22 protein-coding genes and 2 tRNA genes are annotated in these 20,924 nt (G+C 62.6%); 18 read left to right on the top strand and 6 right to left on the bottom strand.

The genetic code is table 11. The features are described 5' to 3' along the window. Window positions 1–17: 17 nt before the first annotated feature. On the bottom strand, window positions 18–401 hold the full coding sequence (locus tag F2P45_RS31485; protein ID WP_166882161.1) for a VOC family protein: 384 nt from the start codon (window positions 399–401) through the stop codon (window positions 18–20). Further along, window positions 398–1,537, bottom strand: a complete 1,140-nt coding sequence (locus F2P45_RS31480) for a GNAT family N-acetyltransferase (protein ID WP_166882160.1) — start codon at window positions 1,535–1,537, stop codon at window positions 398–400. The genes F2P45_RS31485 and F2P45_RS31480 overlap by 4 nt, the downstream gene beginning before the upstream one ends. Window positions 1,538–1,676: 139 nt before the next feature. On the opposite strand from F2P45_RS31480, the gene F2P45_RS31475 reads away from it, so the two are divergent. Further along, window positions 1,677–3,746, top strand: coding sequence for an NAD(+) synthase (locus tag F2P45_RS31475; RefSeq protein WP_166882159.1), 2,070 nt, complete (start codon window positions 1,677–1,679; stop codon window positions 3,744–3,746). Between the two features lie 194 nt (window positions 3,747–3,940). Continuing rightward, window positions 3,941–4,279: a P-II family nitrogen regulator gene (locus F2P45_RS31470; RefSeq protein ID WP_166882158.1), complete on the top strand. Its 339-nt coding sequence runs from the start codon at window positions 3,941–3,943 to the stop codon at window positions 4,277–4,279. 170 nt (window positions 4,280–4,449) lie between these two features. On the opposite strand, the gene F2P45_RS31465 is transcribed toward F2P45_RS31470, so the two are convergent. The 3 genes from F2P45_RS31465 to trxB form a co-directional block, all read right to left on the bottom strand. After that, entirely contained in the window at window positions 4,450–5,058 is a 609-nt protein-coding gene (locus tag F2P45_RS31465) for a trimeric intracellular cation channel family protein (RefSeq protein ID WP_166882157.1), read from the bottom strand. Between the two features lie 108 nt (window positions 5,059–5,166). Continuing rightward, window positions 5,167–5,832, bottom strand: a complete 666-nt coding sequence (locus tag F2P45_RS31460; RefSeq protein WP_166882156.1) for a Smr/MutS family protein — start codon at window positions 5,830–5,832, stop codon at window positions 5,167–5,169. A 16-nt stretch (window positions 5,833–5,848) separates the two neighbouring features. Then, on the bottom strand, window positions 5,849–6,805 hold the full coding sequence (gene trxB / locus F2P45_RS31455; RefSeq protein ID WP_166882155.1) for a thioredoxin-disulfide reductase: 957 nt from the start codon (window positions 6,803–6,805) through the stop codon (window positions 5,849–5,851). A 218-nt stretch (window positions 6,806–7,023) separates the two neighbouring features. On the opposite strand from trxB, the gene F2P45_RS31450 reads away from it, so the two are divergent. The 14 genes from F2P45_RS31450 to F2P45_RS31385 all read left to right on the top strand — a co-directional run bounded on the left by F2P45_RS31450 (window position 7,024) and on the right by F2P45_RS31385 (window position 18,833). Further along, window positions 7,024–9,462 carry a DNA translocase FtsK gene (locus F2P45_RS31450; protein WP_166882154.1) on the top strand — a complete coding sequence of 813 codons (2,439 nt, stop codon included), beginning with the start codon at window positions 7,024–7,026 and terminating at the stop codon, window positions 9,460–9,462. Window positions 9,463–9,559: 97 nt separating this feature from the next. After that, window positions 9,560–10,192 carry an outer membrane lipoprotein chaperone LolA gene (gene lolA / locus F2P45_RS31445; protein WP_166882153.1) on the top strand — a complete coding sequence of 211 codons (633 nt, stop codon included), beginning with the start codon at window positions 9,560–9,562 and terminating at the stop codon, window positions 10,190–10,192. Window positions 10,193–10,273: 81 nt separating this feature from the next. Continuing rightward, window positions 10,274–10,873, top strand: a complete 600-nt coding sequence (locus tag F2P45_RS31440) for an energy transducer TonB (RefSeq protein WP_223164872.1) — start codon at window positions 10,274–10,276, stop codon at window positions 10,871–10,873. Between the two features lie 86 nt (window positions 10,874–10,959). Beyond that, window positions 10,960–11,349: a DUF6463 family protein gene (locus F2P45_RS31435; RefSeq protein WP_166882151.1), complete on the top strand. Its 390-nt coding sequence runs from the start codon at window positions 10,960–10,962 to the stop codon at window positions 11,347–11,349. Between the two features lie 112 nt (window positions 11,350–11,461). Beyond that, window positions 11,462–12,763 (top strand): replication-associated recombination protein A, encoded by a 1,302-nt coding sequence (locus tag F2P45_RS31430; protein ID WP_166882150.1) that lies wholly within the window; start codon window positions 11,462–11,464, stop codon window positions 12,761–12,763. Window positions 12,764–12,945: 182 nt separating this feature from the next. Next, entirely contained in the window at window positions 12,946–13,146 is a 201-nt protein-coding gene (locus F2P45_RS31425; RefSeq protein WP_166882149.1) for a hypothetical protein, read from the top strand. Between the two features lie 92 nt (window positions 13,147–13,238). Further along, a complete protein-coding gene (locus tag F2P45_RS31420) occupies window positions 13,239–13,943 on the top strand; it encodes a DUF3053 family protein (protein WP_166882148.1) in 705 nt (234 codons plus the stop codon). A 299-nt stretch (window positions 13,944–14,242) separates the two neighbouring features. Then, the gene (gene serS, locus F2P45_RS31415) at window positions 14,243–15,532 is read left to right on the top strand and encodes a serine--tRNA ligase (protein WP_166882147.1); all 1,290 of its coding nucleotides are present in this window, start codon (window positions 14,243–14,245) and stop codon (window positions 15,530–15,532) included. A gap of 64 nt (window positions 15,533–15,596) precedes the next feature. Continuing rightward, window positions 15,597–15,686: transfer RNA gene (locus F2P45_RS31410), tRNA-Ser, on the top strand. 51 nt (window positions 15,687–15,737) lie between these two features. Beyond that, window positions 15,738–15,827: transfer RNA gene (locus F2P45_RS31405), tRNA-Ser, on the top strand. Between the two features lie 173 nt (window positions 15,828–16,000). Next, complete coding sequence (locus F2P45_RS31400; RefSeq protein WP_166882146.1) at window positions 16,001–16,537, top strand: hypothetical protein; 537 nt, start codon at window positions 16,001–16,003, stop codon at window positions 16,535–16,537. 123 nt (window positions 16,538–16,660) lie between these two features. Next, entirely contained in the window at window positions 16,661–17,113 is a 453-nt protein-coding gene (locus F2P45_RS31395) for a lysozyme inhibitor LprI family protein (protein ID WP_166882145.1), read from the top strand. Window positions 17,114–17,172: 59 nt separating this feature from the next. Continuing rightward, window positions 17,173–18,162, top strand: a complete 990-nt coding sequence (locus F2P45_RS31390) for an RNA ligase (ATP) (RefSeq protein ID WP_166882144.1) — start codon at window positions 17,173–17,175, stop codon at window positions 18,160–18,162. 65 nt (window positions 18,163–18,227) lie between these two features. Continuing rightward, window positions 18,228–18,833: a hypothetical protein gene (locus F2P45_RS31385; RefSeq protein WP_166882143.1), complete on the top strand. Its 606-nt coding sequence runs from the start codon at window positions 18,228–18,230 to the stop codon at window positions 18,831–18,833. 26 nt (window positions 18,834–18,859) lie between these two features. On the opposite strand, the gene F2P45_RS31380 is transcribed toward F2P45_RS31385, so the two are convergent. Continuing rightward, window positions 18,860–19,627 carry a hypothetical protein gene (locus tag F2P45_RS31380; RefSeq protein ID WP_223164871.1) on the bottom strand — a complete coding sequence of 256 codons (768 nt, stop codon included), beginning with the start codon at window positions 19,625–19,627 and terminating at the stop codon, window positions 18,860–18,862. A gap of 220 nt (window positions 19,628–19,847) precedes the next feature. Here F2P45_RS31380 and F2P45_RS31375 point away from each other — a divergent pair, with 220 nt between their 5' ends. Together F2P45_RS31375 and msrA are read left to right on the top strand one after the other, a co-directional pair. Then, window positions 19,848–20,153 carry a hypothetical protein gene (locus tag F2P45_RS31375; protein WP_166882141.1) on the top strand — a complete coding sequence of 102 codons (306 nt, stop codon included), beginning with the start codon at window positions 19,848–19,850 and terminating at the stop codon, window positions 20,151–20,153. 131 nt (window positions 20,154–20,284) lie between these two features. Further along, on the top strand, window positions 20,285–20,797 hold the full coding sequence (msrA, locus tag F2P45_RS31370) for a peptide-methionine (S)-S-oxide reductase MsrA (protein WP_166882140.1): 513 nt from the start codon (window positions 20,285–20,287) through the stop codon (window positions 20,795–20,797). The last annotated feature ends 127 nt before the right edge of the window (window positions 20,798–20,924 follow it).

The raw sequence follows: 20,924 nt of genomic DNA, 5'->3' as shown, positions 1-20,924 counted from the left end.
GGCACCGCAACATTGATTTAATCGTGGCAGCAAACGCATAGCTTGTTGCCATCAGGATCGCGGAAATAGGCGCCGTAGTAGCTGGCGTGATATTCCGGGCGCAGTCCCGGCGCGCCTTCGCACAGGGCGCCATGGGCGAGGGCGGTGGCGTGGGCGCTGTCGACCGCCGCGCGCGAAGGCGCCAGCAGGGCCGTCATCTGGCCGTTGCCGGCGCCGTGCTGGCCGGCCAACGGGGCGCCGATCAGGAACAGCGGGCGCGGGTGGCCGGGTTGCATCCAGCCGGCCCACGGTCTGGCCGGATCGCTGAACTTGAGCGCCAGGCCGAGGTGCGGCATCAGCGCCGCGTAGAAGCCGAAGGCGCGCGCAAAGTCGCCGACGCCGATGAATACGTGCGAGATCATGCCGGGTCCTTGAAGGGGTTGCGGTCGTTCAGTTCATCGATGTACTCGTCGATGCCGCCGCTTTCGCGCTCCAGGAAGCGCTCGATCGCATCCGAAAACGCGGGATGGGCCAGCCAGTGCGCGGACCAGGTGCGGGTCGGCAGGAAGCCGCGCGCCATCTTGTGTTCGCCCTGCGCGCCGCCTTCGAACACGCCGATGTTTTGTTCGATGCAGAATTCGAGCGGCTGGTAGTAGGCCGTTTCGAAGTGCAGGCAGGGCACATGTTCGAGCTCGCCCCAGTAGCGGCCGAACAGCGTGTCGGCGCTGTGGATGACGAGCGAGGCGGCGATTGGCCGGCCTTCGCGTTCGGCGATCACCAGCAAAATATTGTCCGGCATGCTGCGCCCGATGCGCTGGAAGAAATCCAGGTTCAGATAGGGCGAGGAGCGGTGTGCCTGGTAGGTGCGCTGGTAGCAGCGGTTGAACAGGCGCCAGTCGGCATCAAGGGCATCGGCCCCGCGCACGCGCCGCATCGTCACCCCGGCTTCGCGCACCTTGCGCCGCTCGGCGCGGATGTTCTTGCGCTTCTTTTGCTCCAGCGTGGCCAGGAACTCGTCGAAATTGCGGTAGCCGGCGTTCAGCCAGTGGAACTGCACGCCGCTGCGCAGCATGAAGCCGGCCGCCTCCAGCTGCCTGACCTGGTCTTCGGGCGGATACAGGATGTGGGTCGAGGAGACGTCGGACGCCTTCTGGGTCGACACCAGCGCCGCCAGCAGCGCGCCGCGGGCGTCGGCGTCGCGCGCCAGCAGGCGCGGGCCGCTCACCGGCGTGAACGGAATCGCCGACAGCAGCTTCGGATAGTAATCGACGCCGTTGCGCTGGTAAGCGTCGGCCCAGGCCCAGTCGAACACGTACTCGCCGTACGAGTGCATCTTGACGTACAGCGGCATGGCGGCGACCAGTTCGGCGCCGTCGTACAGCACCAGGAACTGGGGCTGCCAGCCGGTGTCCGCGCAGGCGCTGCCCGATTCGTGCAGGGCGTCGAGAAAGGCGAACGAGAGGAAGGGATTGGCCGATGGCTGGGATGACGCCAGGGCGTCCCAGGCGGGTTGGCCGATCTCGGAAAGAGAGGATACGATATGCGTGCGATAATTCATTCTTGTCGAATCGGCTATTCCATTATTTTGGCGGGCGACGCCGGCTGTGGTTCGGGTCGGTCCATTGCATTCTACGCAAAAAGGCCCAAAGCGTTCAGATGCCCTGCCGCGCGCGCCGCCACCCTACGAAAGACACTGCATGCAGAACGACTTCTTCAACCTCTATTCGCACGGCTTCGCCCGGGTCGCGCTGGCCACGCCACGCTGCAAGATCGCCGATCCCGTCTTCAACGCGGCCCAGACCATCGCGCTGGCCGAAGCGGCGGCGCGGCAGGGCGCGGCGCTGGTGGCGTTCCCGGAGCTGGGATTGTCGGCCTACAGCTGCGACGACCTGTTTCACCAGGCCGCGCTGCTGGACGCCTGCGAGGCCAGCCTGCGCACGGTGATGGAAGCGACTGCGCAGTTGCCGCTGGCGCTGGTGGTCGGGCTGCCGCTGCGGGTCGGGCACCAGTTGTTCAACTGCGGCGTGGTGGTCGCCGGCGGCAAACTGCTCGGGGTGGTCCCGAAAAGCTATCTGCCGAACTACGGCGAGTTTTACGAGGCGCGCCAGTTCAGCCCCGCCGACAGCGCGCCATGCAGCCAGGTCAGCCTGTTGGGACAGGACGTGCCGTTCGGCGCCGGCCTGCTGTTCGAGGTCGAGGGCATCGCGCTGCTGCGCTTCCATGTGGAGATCTGCGAGGATGTGTGGGTGCCGATTCCGCCGTCGTCGTTCGCGGCGCTGGCCGGGGCCACGGTGCTGGTCAACCTGTCGGCGTCCAACGTCCTGGTGGGCAAGAGCGGCTACCGGCACCAGCTGGTGTCGCAGCAGTCGGCGCGCTGCCTGGCGGCGTATCTGTACACCTCGGCGGGGAACGGCGAGTCGTCGACCGACATGGCGTGGGATGGCCAGACCCTGATCTACGAAAAAGGCGACCTGCTGGCCGAGGCCGAGCGCTTCCAGGACGACTCGCACATCATTTACGGGGACGTCGACCTGGAGCGCCTGTCGCGCGAGCGCATGCACACGACCACCTTCGCGCAGCAGGTGCGGCACCATGCGCAGCAGGTGGCGGCGTTCCGCGTGGTGCGCTTTGCGCTGCCGGGCGCGCCGGGCGGCGGCAAGGCGCTGGCGCTTGATCGCGCGGTCGAGCGCTTTCCGTATGTGCCGTCGGATCCGCAACGTCGCGACGAGCGCTGCACCGAGGTGTATCACATCCAGGTGCAGGCGCTGGTGCAGCGGCTGTCGCAGAGCGGCATGAAGAAGGTCGTCATCGGTGTCTCGGGCGGACTCGATTCGACCCACGCGCTGCTGGTGTGCGCCAAGGCGATGGACCACCTCAAGCTGCCGCGCACGAATATCCTCGCTTACACGATGCCGGGTTTTGCCACCAGCGAGCGCACCCTGCGCCAGGCGCGCGCGCTGATGGAGGCGGTCGGCTGCGAAGCGCACGAAATCGATATCCGTCCGAGCTGCATCCAGATGCTCAAGGACCTCGGCCATCCGTATGCGGAAGGGCAGGAGACCTACGACATCACGTTCGAAAACGTGCAGGCGGGCGAGCGCACCAGCCATCTGTTCCGGCTGGCGAATTTTCACAACGGGATCGTGATCGGCACGGGCGACCTGAGCGAGCTGGCGCTGGGCTGGTGTACGTACGGCGTGGGCGACCATATGTCGCATTACAACGTCAACGCCAGCGTGCCCAAGACCCTGATCAGCCACCTGGTGCGCTGGGTGGCCGAGGCGGGCGTGATCGGTTCAAGCGGCTCGGAAGTGCTGCTGCAGGTGCTGGCGACCGAAATCAGCCCCGAACTGGTGCCGGGAAAAGCGGGCGAGGACAAGCCGGCGCAAAGCACGGAAAGTTCGATCGGGCCGTACGAGCTGCAGGATTTCAACCTGTATTACATCCTGCGTTATGGCTTTGCGCCGTCGAAGGTGGCGTTCCTGGCGTGGTCGGCGTGGAAGGACCGCGAGCAGGGCGCCTGGCCGGACGCCTTGCACGCCAGCCGCAACCAGTATGCGCTGGCGGACATCAAAAAGCATCTGGGCACGTTCGTGTACCGCTTCTTCAAGATCAGCCAGTTCAAGCGCTCCTGCGTGCCCAACGGGCCGAAGGTCGGCAATGGCGGATCGCTCTCGCCGCGCGGCGACTGGCGCGCCCCGAGCGACGCCGAGGCGGTCGTGTGGCAAGCCGATCTGGCCAGGATTCCGGATGAAGTCGGGAAATAGAACAGTCGGTCGTTTACAATAGCGGCAACAGTGGGGACCTCGAAAAACCGTAGCGAGCGGCGCAAGTTTCGTCAGAGAAGCGCGGCCGTACGAAGGTACGGTGAGCATCGCAGGGCGAAAATCGCGCCGCGCAGTAGGTTTTTCGAGGTCCCCAGTAATTCCATCGCGTGAAGAGCATCTATTTAGGAGTAGCCATGAAACAAATTACTTGTGTGATCAAACCGTTCAAGCTGGACGAAGTGCGCGAAGCGCTGGCGGACGTGAATGTGACCGGACTGACCGTTACCGAAGTGAAGGGTTTCGGCCGCCAGAAGGGCCACACCGAGCTGTACCGTGGTGCCGAGTACGTGGTCGACTTCCTGCCGAAGGTCAAGATTGAAGTGGTGGTGGACGACGCCATGGCCGACCAGGTGGTGGACGCCATCATCAAGGCGGCGCGTACCGGCAAGATCGGCGACGGCAAGATTTTCGTGCAGGATGTGGAGCAGGTGATCCGTATCCGCACCGGCGAAACGGGTCCGGAAGCAGTGTAAGTCTGCTCAGCAATTAGTTTCCTCACCGGGGTCAGACCTTAATGCCGCTAACTTAAGCTCCGTCATTCCCGCCTGCGCGGGAATGACGGAGCTAAGTTTTGTGGCAAAAAGAGCTTAAGTTAGCGGCATTTAGGTCTGATCCCGGTTAGGAAATATTTGAAAGGGAAGGTTTATGAGCGCCCCATGCGCATGTCGAATTTCCAGGTCAGCAGCCGCAGCGCGCTGATCGTCGTGGCGCTCGTCCACAGCGCCAGGTCGGGATCGGCCCCGAACTTTTTCATCAAGAGATACATCCAGCTGCCGATAAACGCGCAGATCGCGTAAGGTTTCCCATCGCGGAAGACCATCGGCACCTCGTTGCAGACAATATCGCGCAGCACGCCGCCGAAGATCCCGGTAATCACGCCCATCATCGAGGCGATGAAAATCGGCATGTGCGCTTCCAGCGCCGAGGCCACACCGGCAATCGAGAACAATCCCAGCCCCACGGCGTCGGCCACCACGATCAGCCGTTCCGACACAATCTGGCGCAAGGTGCGGATCAGCGGCGCGGCCATGAGCGCGAGCACGAAGATGAGAATCGCGTATTCCTGGTGCGTAACCCAGAACAGCGGGCGCCGGTCGAGCAGGATGTCGCGCAGGGTGCCGCCGCCGAAGGCGGTGATGAAGGCCACGGTGAACACGCCGACCAGATCCATGCGCTTGCGCCGCGCTTCGATGAAGCCGGAGAAAGCGCCAACAAGGATCGCCATGATTTCGATGAGCGTAATGAGGGTCATGCGGTGCACTGTACTGTGGCGAATATTGCTAGCCTAACATGCGCCCGGCATGATGGACAGTGCAAGAGGTGCGCCCGGCAAGATACCGGACGCATGCGGGCTATCGAATCAGGTGCCGATCGCCGATTTGAGCAGGACAATCAGGGCGCCGTGGCTGCGCCCGTCCACATTGGCGGCGCAGAAGGCAATCACTTCATCCTTCTGTTCGAGCCAGCTGTGCACCATCGAGCGCAGCACTGGTTCGCCGCCGGCCGAGCCGAGGCCCTTGCCGTGGATCACGCACACGCAGCGCAGCTTGCGCTTGCCGGCCTTGTGCAGGAAGTCGCCGATGGCCTCGCGCGCGCCGTCGCGGCGCAAGCCGTGCAGGTCGAGCTCGTCCTGCACCGGCCAGTAGCCCTTGCGCAGCTTGCGCACCACGTCCGGCCCGATCCCGGCGCGCGAAAAACTCAGGCTGGGGTCGTCCTCGAGCAGGTGATCGACCTCGAACTGGTCCGAGAGCGACTCGCGCAGCACCGCCGCGTCGTCCTCGGCCTGGCTGCGGAACACCTTGGCCGGCTTGATCTTGACATTCACGCCGGGCGGGGCGTTGGGCACGAAGCGGTTCGACTCGGGCATCTTCTTGACGCCGCCGATGGCGCTATTGAACAGGTTGGCCTCTTGCACAGCCACCCGCTGCCGTTCCTCGCGCTCGGCTTTTTCGCGCGCACGCGCTTCATCCTGGCCCTTGAGCTGTTCGCGCAAGGATTTCAGATCGGAAAAGTCTTTCATCGGCATCGTTGTACTCTACTGATTAGTCGTTCAGGCTTTCCAGGTAGCGCTGGGCGTCGAGCGCCGCCATGCAACCGGTGCCGGAACTGGTGATCGCCTGGCGATAAATGTGATCCTGCACGTCGCCGGCGGCAAACACGCCCGGGATGTTGGTCGCGGTGGCCATGCCTTCGAGACCGGTGCGGGTCTTGATGTAGCCGTTGTGCATGTCGAGCTGGCCTTCGAAGATGCTGGTGTTCGGCTTGTGGCCGATCGCCACGAACAGGCCGTGCACCGGCAAGGGCGTGATCGCGCCGTCGACGGTCGACTTGATGTTCACGCCGGTCACGCCGCTGTCGTTGCCGGTGACTTCTTCGAGCGTGTGGTTGTACTTGATCACGATCTTGCCTTCTGCCGCCTTGGCGTTGAGGCGGTCGATCAGGATCGGTTCGGCGCGGAACTTGTCGCGCCGGTGAATGATCGTGACCTTGTTGGCGATGTTCGACAGGTACAGCGCTTCTTCGACCGCGGTGTTGCCGCCGCCCACGACCGCAACTTCCTGGTTGCGGTAGAAGAAACCGTCGCAGGTGGCGCAGGCCGATACGCCCTTGCCCATGAACGCGGTTTCGGACTCCAGGCCCAGGTACTGGGCCGAGGCGCCGGTGGCGATGATCAGGGCGTCGCAGGTGTACTCATGGCTGTCGCCGATCAAACGCATCGGCTTTTCATTCAACTTTGTGGTGTGAATGTGGTCGAACACGATTTCGGTGTTAAAGCGCTCGGCGTGTTGCAGCAGGCGCTGCATGAGGTCCGGGCCTTGCACGCCCATCGGATCGCCGGGCCAGTTTTCGACATCGGTGGTGGTCATCAGCTGGCCGCCTTGCTCCACACCGGTGACGAGCATCGGCTGCAGGTTGGCGCGCGCGGCGTAAACGGCTGCGCTGTAGCCGGCTGGGCCGGAGCCGAGAATCAGAACTTTGGCGTGTTTGGTCATGGTCATGGGGCGGGCTTTAATCGAAATGTGTATGAAGAGAAACTGGGGTCGATTGCGGTCAGATCAAGTGGCGCGGGAATTCAATTGCGCACCCTCGATTATAGTCCATGATGCGCCCTAGCATGAATCATGGGCCCGATGCCCTCTGGATGGCTTAGAATGAGCGCATCGTCAACATCGTCATACCTGCCGCCATCATTGCGGCAGTACTGTAAGTAACAAGAATGCCAAAGACAAGCCAACCTTCCAACGCCAGTTACACCCGAAAGCCCGTCACCCGGCAACCTCTGCCGAACCGCGTGGTGCGCCTGCTGTCCGAGGCGCGCTGGATCGCGCTGGCCGTGGTGTTCCTGTATTTCGTCATGATCCTGCTCACCTATAACAAGGGCGATCCGGGCTGGTCGCACGAGGTGCAGGTATCGCAGGTGAGCAACCTGGGCGGGCGCGCGGGCGCCTACCTGGCCGATCTGCTGCTGTTCATTTTCGGCTTCTCGGCCTGGTGGTGGTGCATCTGTTTCCTGCGCATCCTCTGGAAGGGCTATCGCTCGCTGAATCAAAAATTCGTGCTGGAAACAGAAGACGATCCCGAGCACCAGCAGGAAGCCGTCATCCGCTGGCTCGGCTTCGCGGTCTTGCTGATCGGCAGCCTGGGGCTGGAATTCTTGCGCATGTGGTCGCTGGCTGTGCAATTGCCGCGCGCGCCGGGCGGGGTGCTGGGCCAGCTGATCGGCCATGCGGCCCATTCGGCGTTCGGATTCACCGGCGCCACTTTGCTGCTGCTGTTGCTGTTCGGACTGGGTTTCAGCCTGTTCTTTCACGTCTCGTGGATGGGCGTGGCCGAGCGCATCGGCGGCGCGATCGAAAACGCCATCGACTGGTTCCGCCTGCGCTACCAGGACCGCGAAGACCGCAAGCAGGGCGAAGTGGCGGCCGTCAAGCGCGATGAAGTGGTGGTGCACGAGCGCGCCAAGCATGTGGTGGCGGCGCCGGTCAGGATCGAGCCGCAGGTGATGGAAGTGGTCCAGTCCGAACGCGCACTGAAAGAAAAGCAGCTCGACAAGCCGGTGGAGCAACAGGCGCAACAAGCGCAACAGGCGGCGCGGCCGGTCGCCAGCGGCATCAAGATCGAGAAGCAGCCCGAACGGCAGGCGCCGCTGTTCCGCGACTTGCCGGGCGACTCCTCGCTGCCGCCGCTGTCCCTGCTCGACGACGCGCCGGAAGTGCAGGAAACGGTGTCGGTCGAAACGCTGGAATTCACCAGCCGCCTGATCGAAAAGAAACTGTCGGACTTCGGCGTCGATGCCAAGGTGGTGGCGGCGTATCCGGGTCCGGTGGTGACGCGCTACGAAATCGAACCGGCCACGGGCGTGAAGGGCAGCCAGATCGTCGGCCTGGCGCGCGACCTGGCCCGCTCGCTGTCGCTGACCTCGATCCGCGTGGTCGAAACCATTCCCGGCAAGAATTTCATGGCGTTGGAGTTGCCTAATCCAAAGCGCCAGATCGTGCGCCTGACCGAAATCGTCGGCTCCAAGATCTATAACGACAGCGCCTCGCAGCTGACCGTGGCGCTGGGCAAGGATATTGCCGGCAAGGCTGTCATTGCCGACCTGGCCAAGATGCCGCACTTGCTGGTGGCCGGTACCACCGGTTCCGGTAAATCGGTGGGCATCAACGCCACCATTCTGTCGCTGCTGTACAAGTCCGACCCGGCCGATGTGCGCATGATCCTGATCGATCCGAAGATGCTGGAGATGTCGGTGTACGAAGGCATTCCGCACTTGCTCGCGCCCGTGGTGACCGACATGCGCCAGGCCGGCCATGCGCTGAACTGGGCGGTGAACGAGATGGAGCGCCGCTACAAGCTCATGAGTAAGCTGGGCGTGCGCAACCTTGCCGGCTACAACGCCAAGATCGCCGAGGCGGCCAAGCGCGAGGAACACATTCCGAATCCGTTCAGCATCACGCCCGATTCGCCGGAACCGCTGGAAAAACTGCCGACCATCGTCATCATCATCGATGAGTTGGCCGACCTGATGATGGTCGTCGGCAAAAAGGTCGAGGAATTGATCGCCCGTATCGCGCAAAAGGCCCGCGCGGCCGGCTTGCACCTGATCCTGGCGACGCAGCGGCCGTCGGTGGACGTGATTACCGGCCTGATCAAGGCAAATATTCCGACCCGGATTGCGTTCCAGGTTTCGTCCAAGATCGACTCGCGCACCATTCTCGACCAGATGGGTGCCGAAGCGCTGCTGGGCATGGGCGATATGCTGTACATGCCGCCGGGCACCGGTTTGCCGGTGCGGGTGCACGGTGCGTTTGTGTCCGACGAGGAAGTGCACCGGGTGGTGGCCCACCTCAAGCTGTCGGGCGAGCCGAACTATATTGAAGGCATTCTCGAAGGCGGCACGCTCGAAGGCGAGGGCGGCGCGGAAGGCGGCGCGTCGGGCGAGGCGGGCGGCGAGGCCGATCCGATGTACGACCAGGCGGTGCAGGTGGTGCTCAAGAACCGGCGCGCCTCGATCTCGCTGGTGCAGCGTCACTTGCGCATCGGCTACAACCGTGCGGCACGCTTGCTGGAGCAGATGGAAAACAGCGGCGTTGTCTCGCCGATGCAGTCGAATGGCAACCGCGATATTCTGGTGCCGGCGGCGAGCGCGGAATAACCCCCCCGCCTGTGCACCGGGTCGGCCGCTCGTCCGTTACAGGGATGAGCGGCTTGCGACCACTTCTTTGCCCACGCGGCCCATACATAAGGACATTATGCGATATTTACTGAACAAAACCAGCGCCATCCTGGCCCTGAGCCTGGCCTGCGCCGGCATGGCCCACGCCAGCGCCCTCGATCAATTCAAATCCTTCGTCGCCGGCACCAAGGCCGCGCGCGGGGAATTCACCCAGCGCCAGGTCAAGAAGGCCGACTCCGGCAAAGTGGCGGCGCCATCGTCGGGCACCTTCGTATTCGCCCGTCCGGGCAAGTTCATCTGGACTTACGTCAAACCTTACGAGCAACTGTTGCAGGCCGACGGCGAGCAACTGTATATCTACGACAAGGACCTGAACCAAGTCACCACCAAAAAACTGGGCGACGCGCTCGGTTCCTCGCCGGCCGCCATCTTGTTCGGCAGCAACGACCTGGAAAAGAACTTTACCTTGACCGAAGCCGGCACGCGCGACGGCCTGGAGTGGCTCAACGCCGCGCCCAAGGGCAAGGATTCGCAGTTCGAGCAGATCAGCATCGGCTTGCGCAACGGCACGCCCGAAGCGATGGAGCTGCGCGATGCCTTCGGCCAGACCTCGGTGCTCGCGTTCAAGAAGTTCGAGAAAAACCCGCCCTTGACGGCGACCCAGTTCAAATTCGTCATTCCCAAAGGCGCCGACGTGGTCAATAACTGATCCATCTTCCCTCGTGGAGCTCACTTGAATTCAAGAACAATCGGTACTGCACTGGCTGTGACTTTGTTTACTGGCACCACGATGGCTCCCGCCCTGGCGCAGACGCGCGCGCCGCCGCCCGACGCCGCCCGTTTGCCCTCGGCCTGCACCCGGCCCGACTGGCCGCCCGAGGCCAAGCGCTACGACCTGGAGGGCACGACCGTGCTCGACTACCGGATCAAGGAGTGGCGCATCGCCGATGTCAAGGTGCGCAGGGGCAGCGGCTGGCCGATTCTCGACGCCGCCGCCGTGCGCGGTTTGCAAGCCTGCAAGCTGAAAACCGATGCCGCGCAGCCACGCGAGAGCGCCGTGCGCACGCTCGACTACGTCTGGGCCACCGCCGGCGGACCGTCGGCGCGGCCCCAGCTGCGTCCCGACAGCTGCGTGGCAAGTCCGCCGTTCCACGGCTTCGTGCCGCTCGACCGCACACCGACGTCCAGCGATGGGGTATTGGTGCGCTTCCTGACCAATGGCCGTGGCGAACCGTTCAACATCCGGCTCGAAGGACGCATCACCGACAACGAGCTGGCCGAGCACATCAGGCAGTACGTGCAGAGCTGCCGCTTTGTCGCCGCCAACGCGCCGGGACCGAAGACCGACGCGGTGTACGGGCGCGTGCTGCTGGCGGCGCCAGGTAAATAAGTAGGCATGCATATCTGGCAATATTGATTTCCCCGATATATGATCGCCTGCCGGCCCACTCCGGGCGGGAATCTCGGGAGAGTGTCATGAAACACTGGATCAGTCGTTGCTTGCTTGGAATTGCATTTCTTCACACGCTGTTTGCCGTCATCGTGCTCGGTCCCTTCATGCTGACCATGTTGAAGGCCGGCTTGTTCAATTCCGTCAAGACCGACATGGGCGCCGGTGTGACCGCCTGGTTCTTCCTGTTCGGCATCTTGCTGGCGCTGCTCGCACTGCCCGTGCATGCGCTCGAAAAGGCCGGCATGGCGCAGCCCAAGTCGCTCGGCTGGGGTTTGTTCGGACTGGCTGTGCTGGGCGTGGTGCTGATGCCCGATTCCGGCTTCTGGCTGGTGTTTCCGCTTGCGCTGGCGATCATCGCGGGCAAGACCGGCGCGCGGATCGAGGCCACCGGCATGCAGGCCGTGCCAAAATAATCGTCGATTCGGCAGGAATTTGCGGAACTGGCGCGCGCCGCGCGGTTCTTATCTTGAACGCCGATTCGCGCCATGCGCTAGACTACGCGCTTCCTATTAATGAAGACTTCGCATGGACGATTTGTTCAAGACCGAACCTGCCGCCCCCCTCGCCGAAGCGCTGCGTCCGGCAACGATTGACGAGGTCATCGGCCAGAGCCATTTGCTGGGCGAGGGCAAGCCCCTGCGCCTGGTGTTCAGGTCGGGCAAGCCGCATTCGATGATCCTGTGGGGGCCGCCCGGGGTCGGCAAGACCACCCTGGCGCGCCTGACGGCCAACGCCTTCGGCTGCGAATTTATCGCCTTGTCGGCCGTGCTGTCGGGCGTGAAAGATATCCGCGCCGCCATCGAGCAGGCCGAGCATCACCTGGCGACCGGCAAGCACACGATTCTGTTCATCGACGAGATCCACCGCTTCAACAAGTCGCAGCAGGACGCCTTGCTGCCTTTCGTCGAGTCCGGCCTGGTGACCCTGATCGGCGCGACCACCGAAAACCCCTCGTTCGAGGTCAATTCGGCGCTGCTCTCGCGCGCCCAGGTGTACGTGCTCAAGGCCCTGACCGACGCCGAGCTGCTGCAGTTACTCAAGCGCGCCCAGGACAAGGTACTGGGCCACCTGACGTTCGACGAGGTCGCCATCGCCACCCTGATCGGTTACGCCGATGGCGATGCGCGCCGCTTCCTCAACCTGCTCGAACAAACCAAGACCTCGGCCGCCACCTCGGGCCTGACGCACATCACCGGCGAGTTCGTCGACAATGCGCTGACCCTCAATTCGCGCCGCTTCGACAAGGGCGGCGACAATTTCTACGACCAGATTTCGGCGCTGCACAAATCGGTGCGCGGCTCGCACCCCGACGCGGCGCTGTACTGGCTGTGCCGCATGCTCGACGGCGGCGCCGATCCGCAATACCTGCTGCGCCGCATCGTGCGCATGGCGTGGGAAGACATCGGCATTGCCGACCCGCGCGCGATCCAGATCGCCAACGATGCCGCCGCCACCTACGAACGGCTGGGCTCGCCGGAGGGCGAACTGGCGCTCGGGCAGGCGGTCATCTACCTGGCCATCGCGGCCAAGAGCAACGCCGGCTACAACGCCTACAACCGGGCGGTGGCGTTCGTCAAAAAGGACAAGTCGCGCGAGGTGCCGGTTCATCTGCGCAATGCGCCTACCAAGCTGATGAAGGAGCTCGGCTACGGCCACGAGTACCGCTACGCGCATGACGAACCGAATGCGTATGCGGCCGGCGAAACCTATCTGCCCGACGGCATGGTCGAGCCGCGCTGGTACGAGCCGGTGCCGCGCGGGATCGAGGCGAAGATCGCCGAAAAACTGGCCTGGCTGCGCGGACTGGACGCCGACGCCGGCGACTGAACGCAGGGCGGCGGCGCGGATGGCCTGCAACGGCGGGCGTTCTTGCATGCCGAACACAGGTCGTCGCGATTTTGCGCGTCCTGTCCCAGCTTTCCGGCGCTTCATCGCAAGCCGCTGGAAGGGCGGCGGGCGAGTGGGTAAAGTAACACCATACCAACTCGCCCGACCCACTGGAGAAGATCATGAAAGTCCGCAAAAACCTCGAAGCCGTATTCCTCGCCGCCAGCGTCATGGTCACGTTTGCCGCTTACGCCACCGCCGACGTACCGGTGCGCGCGCATGCCGCGCCGGCCAGCGCCGCCGCACTGGCCGACAGCAATATGACCGTCGTTGTTGTCAGCGCCAAACGCCTCAGCGCCGCCGAGAAAGCCGCCCAACAGTAAGCACGCGGGCTGCGTCAACTTTGTTGATGCCATATTTGCACTTTTGCACTATGATAAAAGTCTTATCATAGGAGTCATTAATGCAAACAGTCATGAAATTTTCGCAACGTTCGCTGTTGTGGATGCTGGGCGGCCTGCTGGCCCTCGGTATCGCCGGGTGCAGTTCCGAACCAAAAGAGCGCGCGGCGTTCATCACCTTCCTGCAAACGCGCATTGTCGACAAGCCTGGCGTGCACTTGCCCAAGCTGACCCCGGAAGATGAAAAGGCCTTCGGCGATTACACCAAGCATTTTGCCGTGATCACCGATTACAACAAGGCGCTCGACGCCAAAGTCCAGCAACCCTTGCGCGAAATCACCGGCATGCGCATGCCGCGTACCATGGCCGACCTGCCGGCGTGGCGCGCCAACATGGTTACCTTACGCAAGACCAGCGTGCAGATGCGTAACACGATCGATACCGAGCAGGCCGCCGCCGGCGTCAAGCGCGTGGCGCTCAAGCAGCCCGACGACCTGAAAACCGTCTACGATAATGCCTATGCGCGTACGGTCTCGGATCCGGGCAATGGCATCAAGGACATGCTGGTGGCGCTGGAAAGCATGATCGACAGCGCGGAAAAACTGACGGCCTTGCTGGATCTGCATAAGGACAAGATCAGGCTCAACGGCGCCGTTGCCGAGGTCGACGATCAAAAAGTGCTCGATGAGATGAATGTGCTCATGAAGGAACTGAACGCCGGCAACGAGAAGGTGGCGGCGTCGCAGCGCAAGCTGAACGCGCTGGTCTCCGGCAAGTAAGAACAGGCTCTAAGCAGGTGCGCGTGCCCTGGATGCGGGGCCGACAAGGTGCCATTGTGCAGGGAATCGGTTAAACTGCTCATTGAACAACCGGCCAGTGCGCGTTGTGCAGGCCTGGGCCTGCCGCCTGGCCGCCTCATCAAGTGCATGGCCTTGATTTGAGCGTTGTGAAACCGGCTTCGTCACGAAGCTTTTATTTTGCTTGAGCCGCGCGCGGGAACATCCGCACGCACGGTTCTCAGGGCAAGCGATTCCGGCGACGGAATCCTTCCGTCCTCCACATACCGGCACTTCCGACAATGATAGACATTCAACTTCTCCGTAAAGATATCGACAACGTCGCCGCCCGCCTGGCGACGCGCAAGTTCCCGCTCGACGTGGCCGGCTTCACCGCCCTCGAAGCCGAACGCAAGGCGATTCAAACGCGTACCGAAGACCTGCAAAGCAAGCGCAACTCGCTGGCGAAACAGATCGGCATGCTCAAGGGCAAGGGCGAAGATACTTCGGCCGTGATGGCGGAAGCCGCCGGCCTGGGCGACGAGCTCAAGGCCAACGAAACGGCGCTCGGCGACGTCCAGGCCAAGCTGGCCGTGTTCATGGAAGCGGTGCCGAACCTGCCGCACGCCTCCGTGCCGGTCGGCGCGGATGAAAGCGGCAACGTCGAAGTGCGCAAGGTCGGCACGCCGCCGGTCTTCGACTTCGAGGTGCGCGACCACGTCGACGTCGGCAGCGCACTGGGCCTGGACCTGGTGACCGCCGTGAAACTGACCGGTTCGCGCTTCTCGGTGATGAAGGGCGGCATCGCGCGCCTGCACCGCGCGCTGGCCCAGTACATGCTCGATACCCACACCGGCGAGCACGGCTACACCGAATGCTATACCCCGTACATGGTCAACGCCGATTCGCTGCGCGGCACCGGCCAGTTGCCCAAGTTCGAAGCCGACCTGTTCTCGGTCAAAAAGGGCGGCGCCGAAGGCGAGGGCGAAACCTTCTACCTGATCCCGACCTCGGAAGTCTCGCTGACCAACACCGTGCGCGACGAAATCGTTGCCATCGACACCTTGCCGATCAAGATGACGGCGCATACGCCATGCTTCCGCTCGGAAGCGGGCAGTGCCGGCCGCGATACGCGCGGCATGATCCGCCAGCACCAGTTCGACAAGGTTGAATTGGTGCAGGTCGTCCATCCCGATACCTCGTACGACGTGCTGGAAGACATGGTCGGCCATGCCGAAGCCATTCTCAAAGGCCTGGGCCTGCCGTACCGCGTGATGGCGCTGTGCACCGGCGACATGGGTTTCGGCGCGACCAAGACCTACGATCTGGAAGTGTGGCTGCCGGCCCAGAACACCTACCGCGAAATTTCGTCGCTGTCGAACTGCGAAGCGTTCCAGGCGCGCCGCATGCAGGCGCGCTTCCGCAACGCGGCCGGCAAGCCGGAACTGCTGCACACGCTCAACGGTTCGGGCCTGGCCGTGGGACGCACCCTGGTGGCCGTGCTGGAAAACTACCAGCAGGCGGACGGCAGCGTGGTCATTCCGGAAGTGCTGCGGCCCTACATGGGCGGCTTGAGCGCCTTGAAGGCCTGAAAATAGGGCTTCCCTTTTTTCCTCAGAGTGCTATAATTTTGCCTTCTCGCAGCAATGTGAGAAAGGAGAGGTGGCAGAGTGGTCGAATGTACTTGACTCGAAATCAAGCGATGGGGCGACCCATCCGTGGGTTCGAATCCCACCCTCTCCGCCATGAATAAAGAAGGAATCCCCTACTGCCAGGGGATTTTTTTTGAAGTAAGCTGGAGAGGTGGCAGAGTGGTCGAATGTACTTGACTCGAAATCAAGCGATGGGGCGACCCATCCGTGGGTTCGAATCCCACCCTCTCCGCCAGTATCAGGAAAAACAGCTCCCCAACGGGAGCTTTTTTTTCGTCCGCCGCCGGCGCGGGGACGGCGGGATATTTTCATCCGTGTAACCCCGTTTGTGCGCCCAATCCGTTTCACGATGCAGCCGATGGCAATTTGTCCAGCCGGGTTCATCCATCTCACGAAACGGATTTCCACATGAAGCACGCCAACAAGCAAACCATCTCGCTGCAGCGCATCGACATCGCCTCGCCCTGCACGGCCTCATGGGACGAGATGAAAGGCGACCAGCGCGTACGCCACTGCGACGATTGCAACAAGAGCGTCTTCAATCTGTCGGACATGCCCGAGGCCGACGCCGCCCGACTGCTGGCGGACAACCATAGCGGCGAGCTGTGCGTCAGGTTCTACCAGCGCCAGGACGGCACGGTGATCACCGGCGACTGCGGCGACAGCCAGCGCGCCATGGTGCGCCAGGCGTGGCGCCGCCCCGCACCGGCAGCCGTCGAGCTCCCTGAAATGAGGGTGACCATGGGCGCGCCGCCCGCAAGCTGCGAGCCCTACGTGGCGGCGGAGCCGGCAGGCCAGGCCATCGGGCAGTCCAGCGTGCCCAAGCCAAATGGCGTGCTCATTGGCAGGGTGCTAGCACCGGATCAGGATAAAACGGCAGGCAAGCGTGCGCAAGGCGCCGATGGCGCTGGCGACGCGGGCACGCCGGCCAGGCCGGCGAAGTGACGCTTTGGCGCCGTCCTGTGAGTTTTTACGGACGCGGCATGAGGCTTGGCTCAGGATGCCGAATCGGCATCGGCCGGATCACTACAATGTTCCTTTGATAATACGCAAGGAACCGAATCCGCGATGAAAACAATGCTGCTGTCGATCGCGCTGCTCGGTGCCGCGCAGGCCCGCGCGGAAGCGCCGATGAATCAATGGCTGGTGGCCGCGGTAGCGAAAGAAATGGGCAAACCCGTGTCCGAGATCAGGAACAGCGTCGCCGCAAAGACGTGCGAAGGACGGATCGGCCCGATGGAGGAGTGCATGTCGGTCAAGCTGGCGGCGCGCGAAATCAGGATGCGCACCCAGTACGCGCGTGCGCAAAAGCGCCTGCCGCATGCGCGCGACCGCGACAAGCTGGCCATGGCGCAGCAGGCGTGGATTATCTTCCGGGGCGCCAGCTGCGACTACGAAGCGAGGACCATCGACGACGGCCGTTCCTACGGCGTGGAAGAAAGCGCCTGCAAGTCGTCGATGACCGAGGCGCGCATCAATACCTTGCGCGCTTATGCCGAATGCGGGAGCGACGCCTGCTGATCCGTGGTGTTGTATACTTGCAAATATGAATTATCTAATGAATCAATCAGGAGCAGTCCATGCGTAAATTGGCCACCGTTCGCAAGGTTCTCGATATCGCGCCGATTCCCGGCGCCGATGCGATCGAATGCGTGACGGTCGACGGCTGGAAGGTCGTATCGAAGAAGGGCGACTACCGGATCGGCGGCAACGCCTTGTATCTGGAAGTCGATTCCTGGGTGCCGGAAGCGCTGGCGCCTTTCCTGTGCAAGGACAAGCGCGAGTTCAATGGCGTTTCCGGCGCGCGCCTGCGCACCATCAAATTGCGCGGGCAGATCAGCCAGGGCCTGCTGCTGCCCGTGCCGGCAGGCGCAGGCGAGGGTGACGACCTCACCGACATGCTGGGCATTCAAAAGTACGAGCCACCGATTCCCGCCGATCTCCAGGGGATCGTGAAAGGGCCGTTTCCTTCGTTCGTGCGCAAGACCAATCAGGAGCGCATCCAGAATCTCGTGGCCGAGCTCGAAGAGTGGGTGGACGCCGGCCTGGAGTGGGAAGTGACCGAAAAGCTCGACGGCTCCAGCCTGACCGCTTACCTTTTTCAGGGTGAATTCGGCGTGTGCAGCCGCAATCTGGATCTGCTTGAAACCGAGAATAATTCCTATTGGAAGCTTGCACGCGAGAACAAGCTGGAAGCCTTGCTGCGCGCGACCGGGCGCAACCTGGCGGTGCAAGGTGAGCTGATCGGGCCTAACGTCCAGGGCAATCCTTATGGCCTCGGCGCGCCGCAGCTGCGTGTATTCGACGTCTACGATATCGACCGCGGCCGCTATCTGACCTCGGCTGAGCGGATGGCCCTCCTCGACGGCGCCGGCATCGTGCATTGCCCCGTGCTGGACACGCAAAACCTGGCAGGCGCCAGCGTCGCATCGCTGCTGGCCAGCGCCGAAGGCAAGAGCGCGCTCAAGGCGGGCACCGAGCGCGAAGGGCTGGTCTTCAAATGCCTGAGCGCGGATGTCAGCTTCAAGGCCATCAGCAACAAGTTTTTGCTTGGCGAAAAGGAGTTTTAACCCCGTTTGCATGACGCGGCCGTTTCATTCCATACCGATGTACATTCAATGAAACGGATCCCGCCATGAAACCAGCACGCCCGCAGCACCAGCCCATTGCACTGCACCTTGTCGACATTCCCGTGCCCTGCACGGCGTCGTGGGAGGAGATGACGGGCGACGTCCGTGTCCGTCACTGCGAGGGGTGCAACAAGAACGTCGTCAATCTGTCCGCCATGACTGCCGTGGAAGGGGCGGCGTTGATCGCGGAAAACCTCAATGGCGAGCTGTGCGTGCGGATGGACAAGCGCCACGACGGCAGCGTCGTCTCCAGCGATAGCGGCGGCCCGGTCCGCGCCACGGCGCGCCAGCCATGGCGCAGGCTGCCAGGCCTTGCCGGCGCCGCGGTGCTGGCCTTGTCCGCCGCCGGCTGTTCCACCGGCGACGCCCAGCCCGTACCTTCAACGGCCGCCAGCGCGACGGTCAATCCCGAGCCGCCCACGACGGTGCTGATGGGCGCGCCGCCCGCGAGCGACCCGCCTCCCGCAGTCGTCGCGCCAGCGATATCGCCGGTCAAGGGCGCGCGGCAATGCGAAAAAGATGCTCAGTTACAGCAGCTGATCGGAAAGCCGGTAACGGGACACGCGATGCCGTCTGTACTGATCGATAGTAAAGGCATGTGCACGCGTTAATCGCCTGGACGGCGTGCTGGTGCGTGCTACCGCATCGATTGCTGCTGGCGCGCGATCAGCGCATGCAGCAGGTCGAACGATAAAATCGAACTCGGATGAATCTTGTGAAACAACTTGCCGTCGACATCGATGATGCTCGATTTCTCGGTCCACAAATTGGTCTTGATATCGGCGATGCGGGCGATGTCGATGCTTTTCTGCCCGATCTGCAACCGGTCCGCGCTCAGGATGATATCGAAGGTCGGGAAGTTCATATTCCGCGTGGCGACCATGCTTTTCGATTGCGCCACGCTGTCTTCCAAATACCGGAATGTCACCGTTTTGCCGGCGCGCAGCTGCTGGTACAAGGCCTCGCCCCGCTGCGCGATCTGCAGGCTGCTCAGGCGTTCGCTCAATTCGGCAAAGCGGTGAATGCGGCTGCCGATAAACGTCCACGGCGCACCCGGCGAGGCGCGATAGCCAATGCCGCCGTAAAAGAAGGTGTACAGGTCTTCCAGGTCGCGGTACAGGGTCGTATTGTCGCCATCGGGACCGGTGGCGCGAATGCCGTTATCGAACAGATGAAAGGTCGGTTGCGATGCCGCCAGGCGCCAGAAAAGGAACGCAATCGCGGCGCCGAGCGCCAGCGAGCCGAATCCCACCATATACAGGAGCGACACATCGCCGTTGAAGCGGAAATCGGGGCCGATTCGGGTGGTCAGCCACAGCACGAACAAGCCGACCCCGGCGAACAGCGCCGCCAGGAACCAGCCGACCAAAAGAAACGAGCGGCTTTTGCCATATGTGGCAATCAAAGGACCCAGCGCTTGCGCGCCGCCGCTTGCGGAATCTGTCGATTTTTGAGTGGAAATCATTGCGCGCTTTCGTCATTGATGGTGACTGCGCGTGCAGCGGGCGCAGCATGGCAAGATGAAGGATCCGACAAGCGATTCTATCAAACTCAGTCGCCTGCGCCGAGCCGTCGCCGTGGCCGCTTTTCTGTTTAAGCCATAATGCGCGATTTAGGGAGACGCCATGCAGGATTTCGTTATTCATATCATGCATGAGGAGTCGCTCACTCCCGATGACGATAATATCGACGTCATTGTGACCTTCGCCGATGGGCGCAGGTATTCCGCTTCGTTTTTCACGGTGAGCAACATTATCACGCTGATGGAACGATGGAAGCTGACAGGCGAGAACGCCCACGGCCTGCATTTCTCCTGCCCCGACGCTATCATCGTCGAGCGCCTGACGCGCGACGTCGTCACCAGAACCGTGGCAAACCTGCTCGACACTGGCAGCTTTTTCTGGACCCTGAAGCTTCTTGAGAACGATTGAACCCGGCAGGCGTGCCAGTAGCATGGCAGCCACTATTGCAATATCCGGCTGGCGTCCCATCTACGATCAGTACAGGCACGCTCGAATGCATGCTTGGCTGCAACAATCACTTGATTAACGAGGACGCACACATGAAAACAGAACAAGCAATCCTGGCCGGCGGATGTTTTTGGGGCATGCAAGACCTGATCCGCAAGATGCCTGGCGTCAAATCAACACGTGTCGGTTACTCGGGCGGCGACGTGCCGAACGCCACCTACCGCAACCACGGGACCCATGCCGAAGCGATCGAGATCACCTTCGATCCCGAGGTGATGAGCTATCGCAAGTTGCTGGAATTTTTCTTTCAGATTCACGATCCATCCACGCCGAATCGCCAGGGCAACGATACCGGCATGAGCTACCGCTCCGCCATCTACTATGCCAGCGAGGAGCAAAAGGCGACCGCGCTCGACACCATCGCCGACGTCGACGCGTCCGGCATGTGGCCCGGCAAAGTGGTGACCGAGCTGGCCCCGGCCGGTCCGTTCTGGAATGCCGAGCCGGAACATCAGGACTACCTGGAGCGTAATCCGGGCGGTTACACCTGCCACTTCGTGCGCAAGGACTGGCGCCTGCCGCAGCGCGACAAGAGCGCGGACTAACCTGAATGTTTCATAAACTGCCACCGCAGTGCCGGTTCGGCGATACATGAGCTCCTCAGTGACGATCACGATGTCGCGGGCAATAGCCCCCCTACCCGATTGAACGGGACATCGAATGGAGCAGTAT

This window comes from Massilia mucilaginosa (genome assembly GCF_011682145.1).
GTDB classification, from domain to species: domain Bacteria; phylum Pseudomonadota; class Gammaproteobacteria; order Burkholderiales; family Burkholderiaceae_D; genus Telluria_A; species Telluria_A mucilaginosa.
This window is presented reverse-complemented; position numbering and strand designations above follow the sequence as displayed.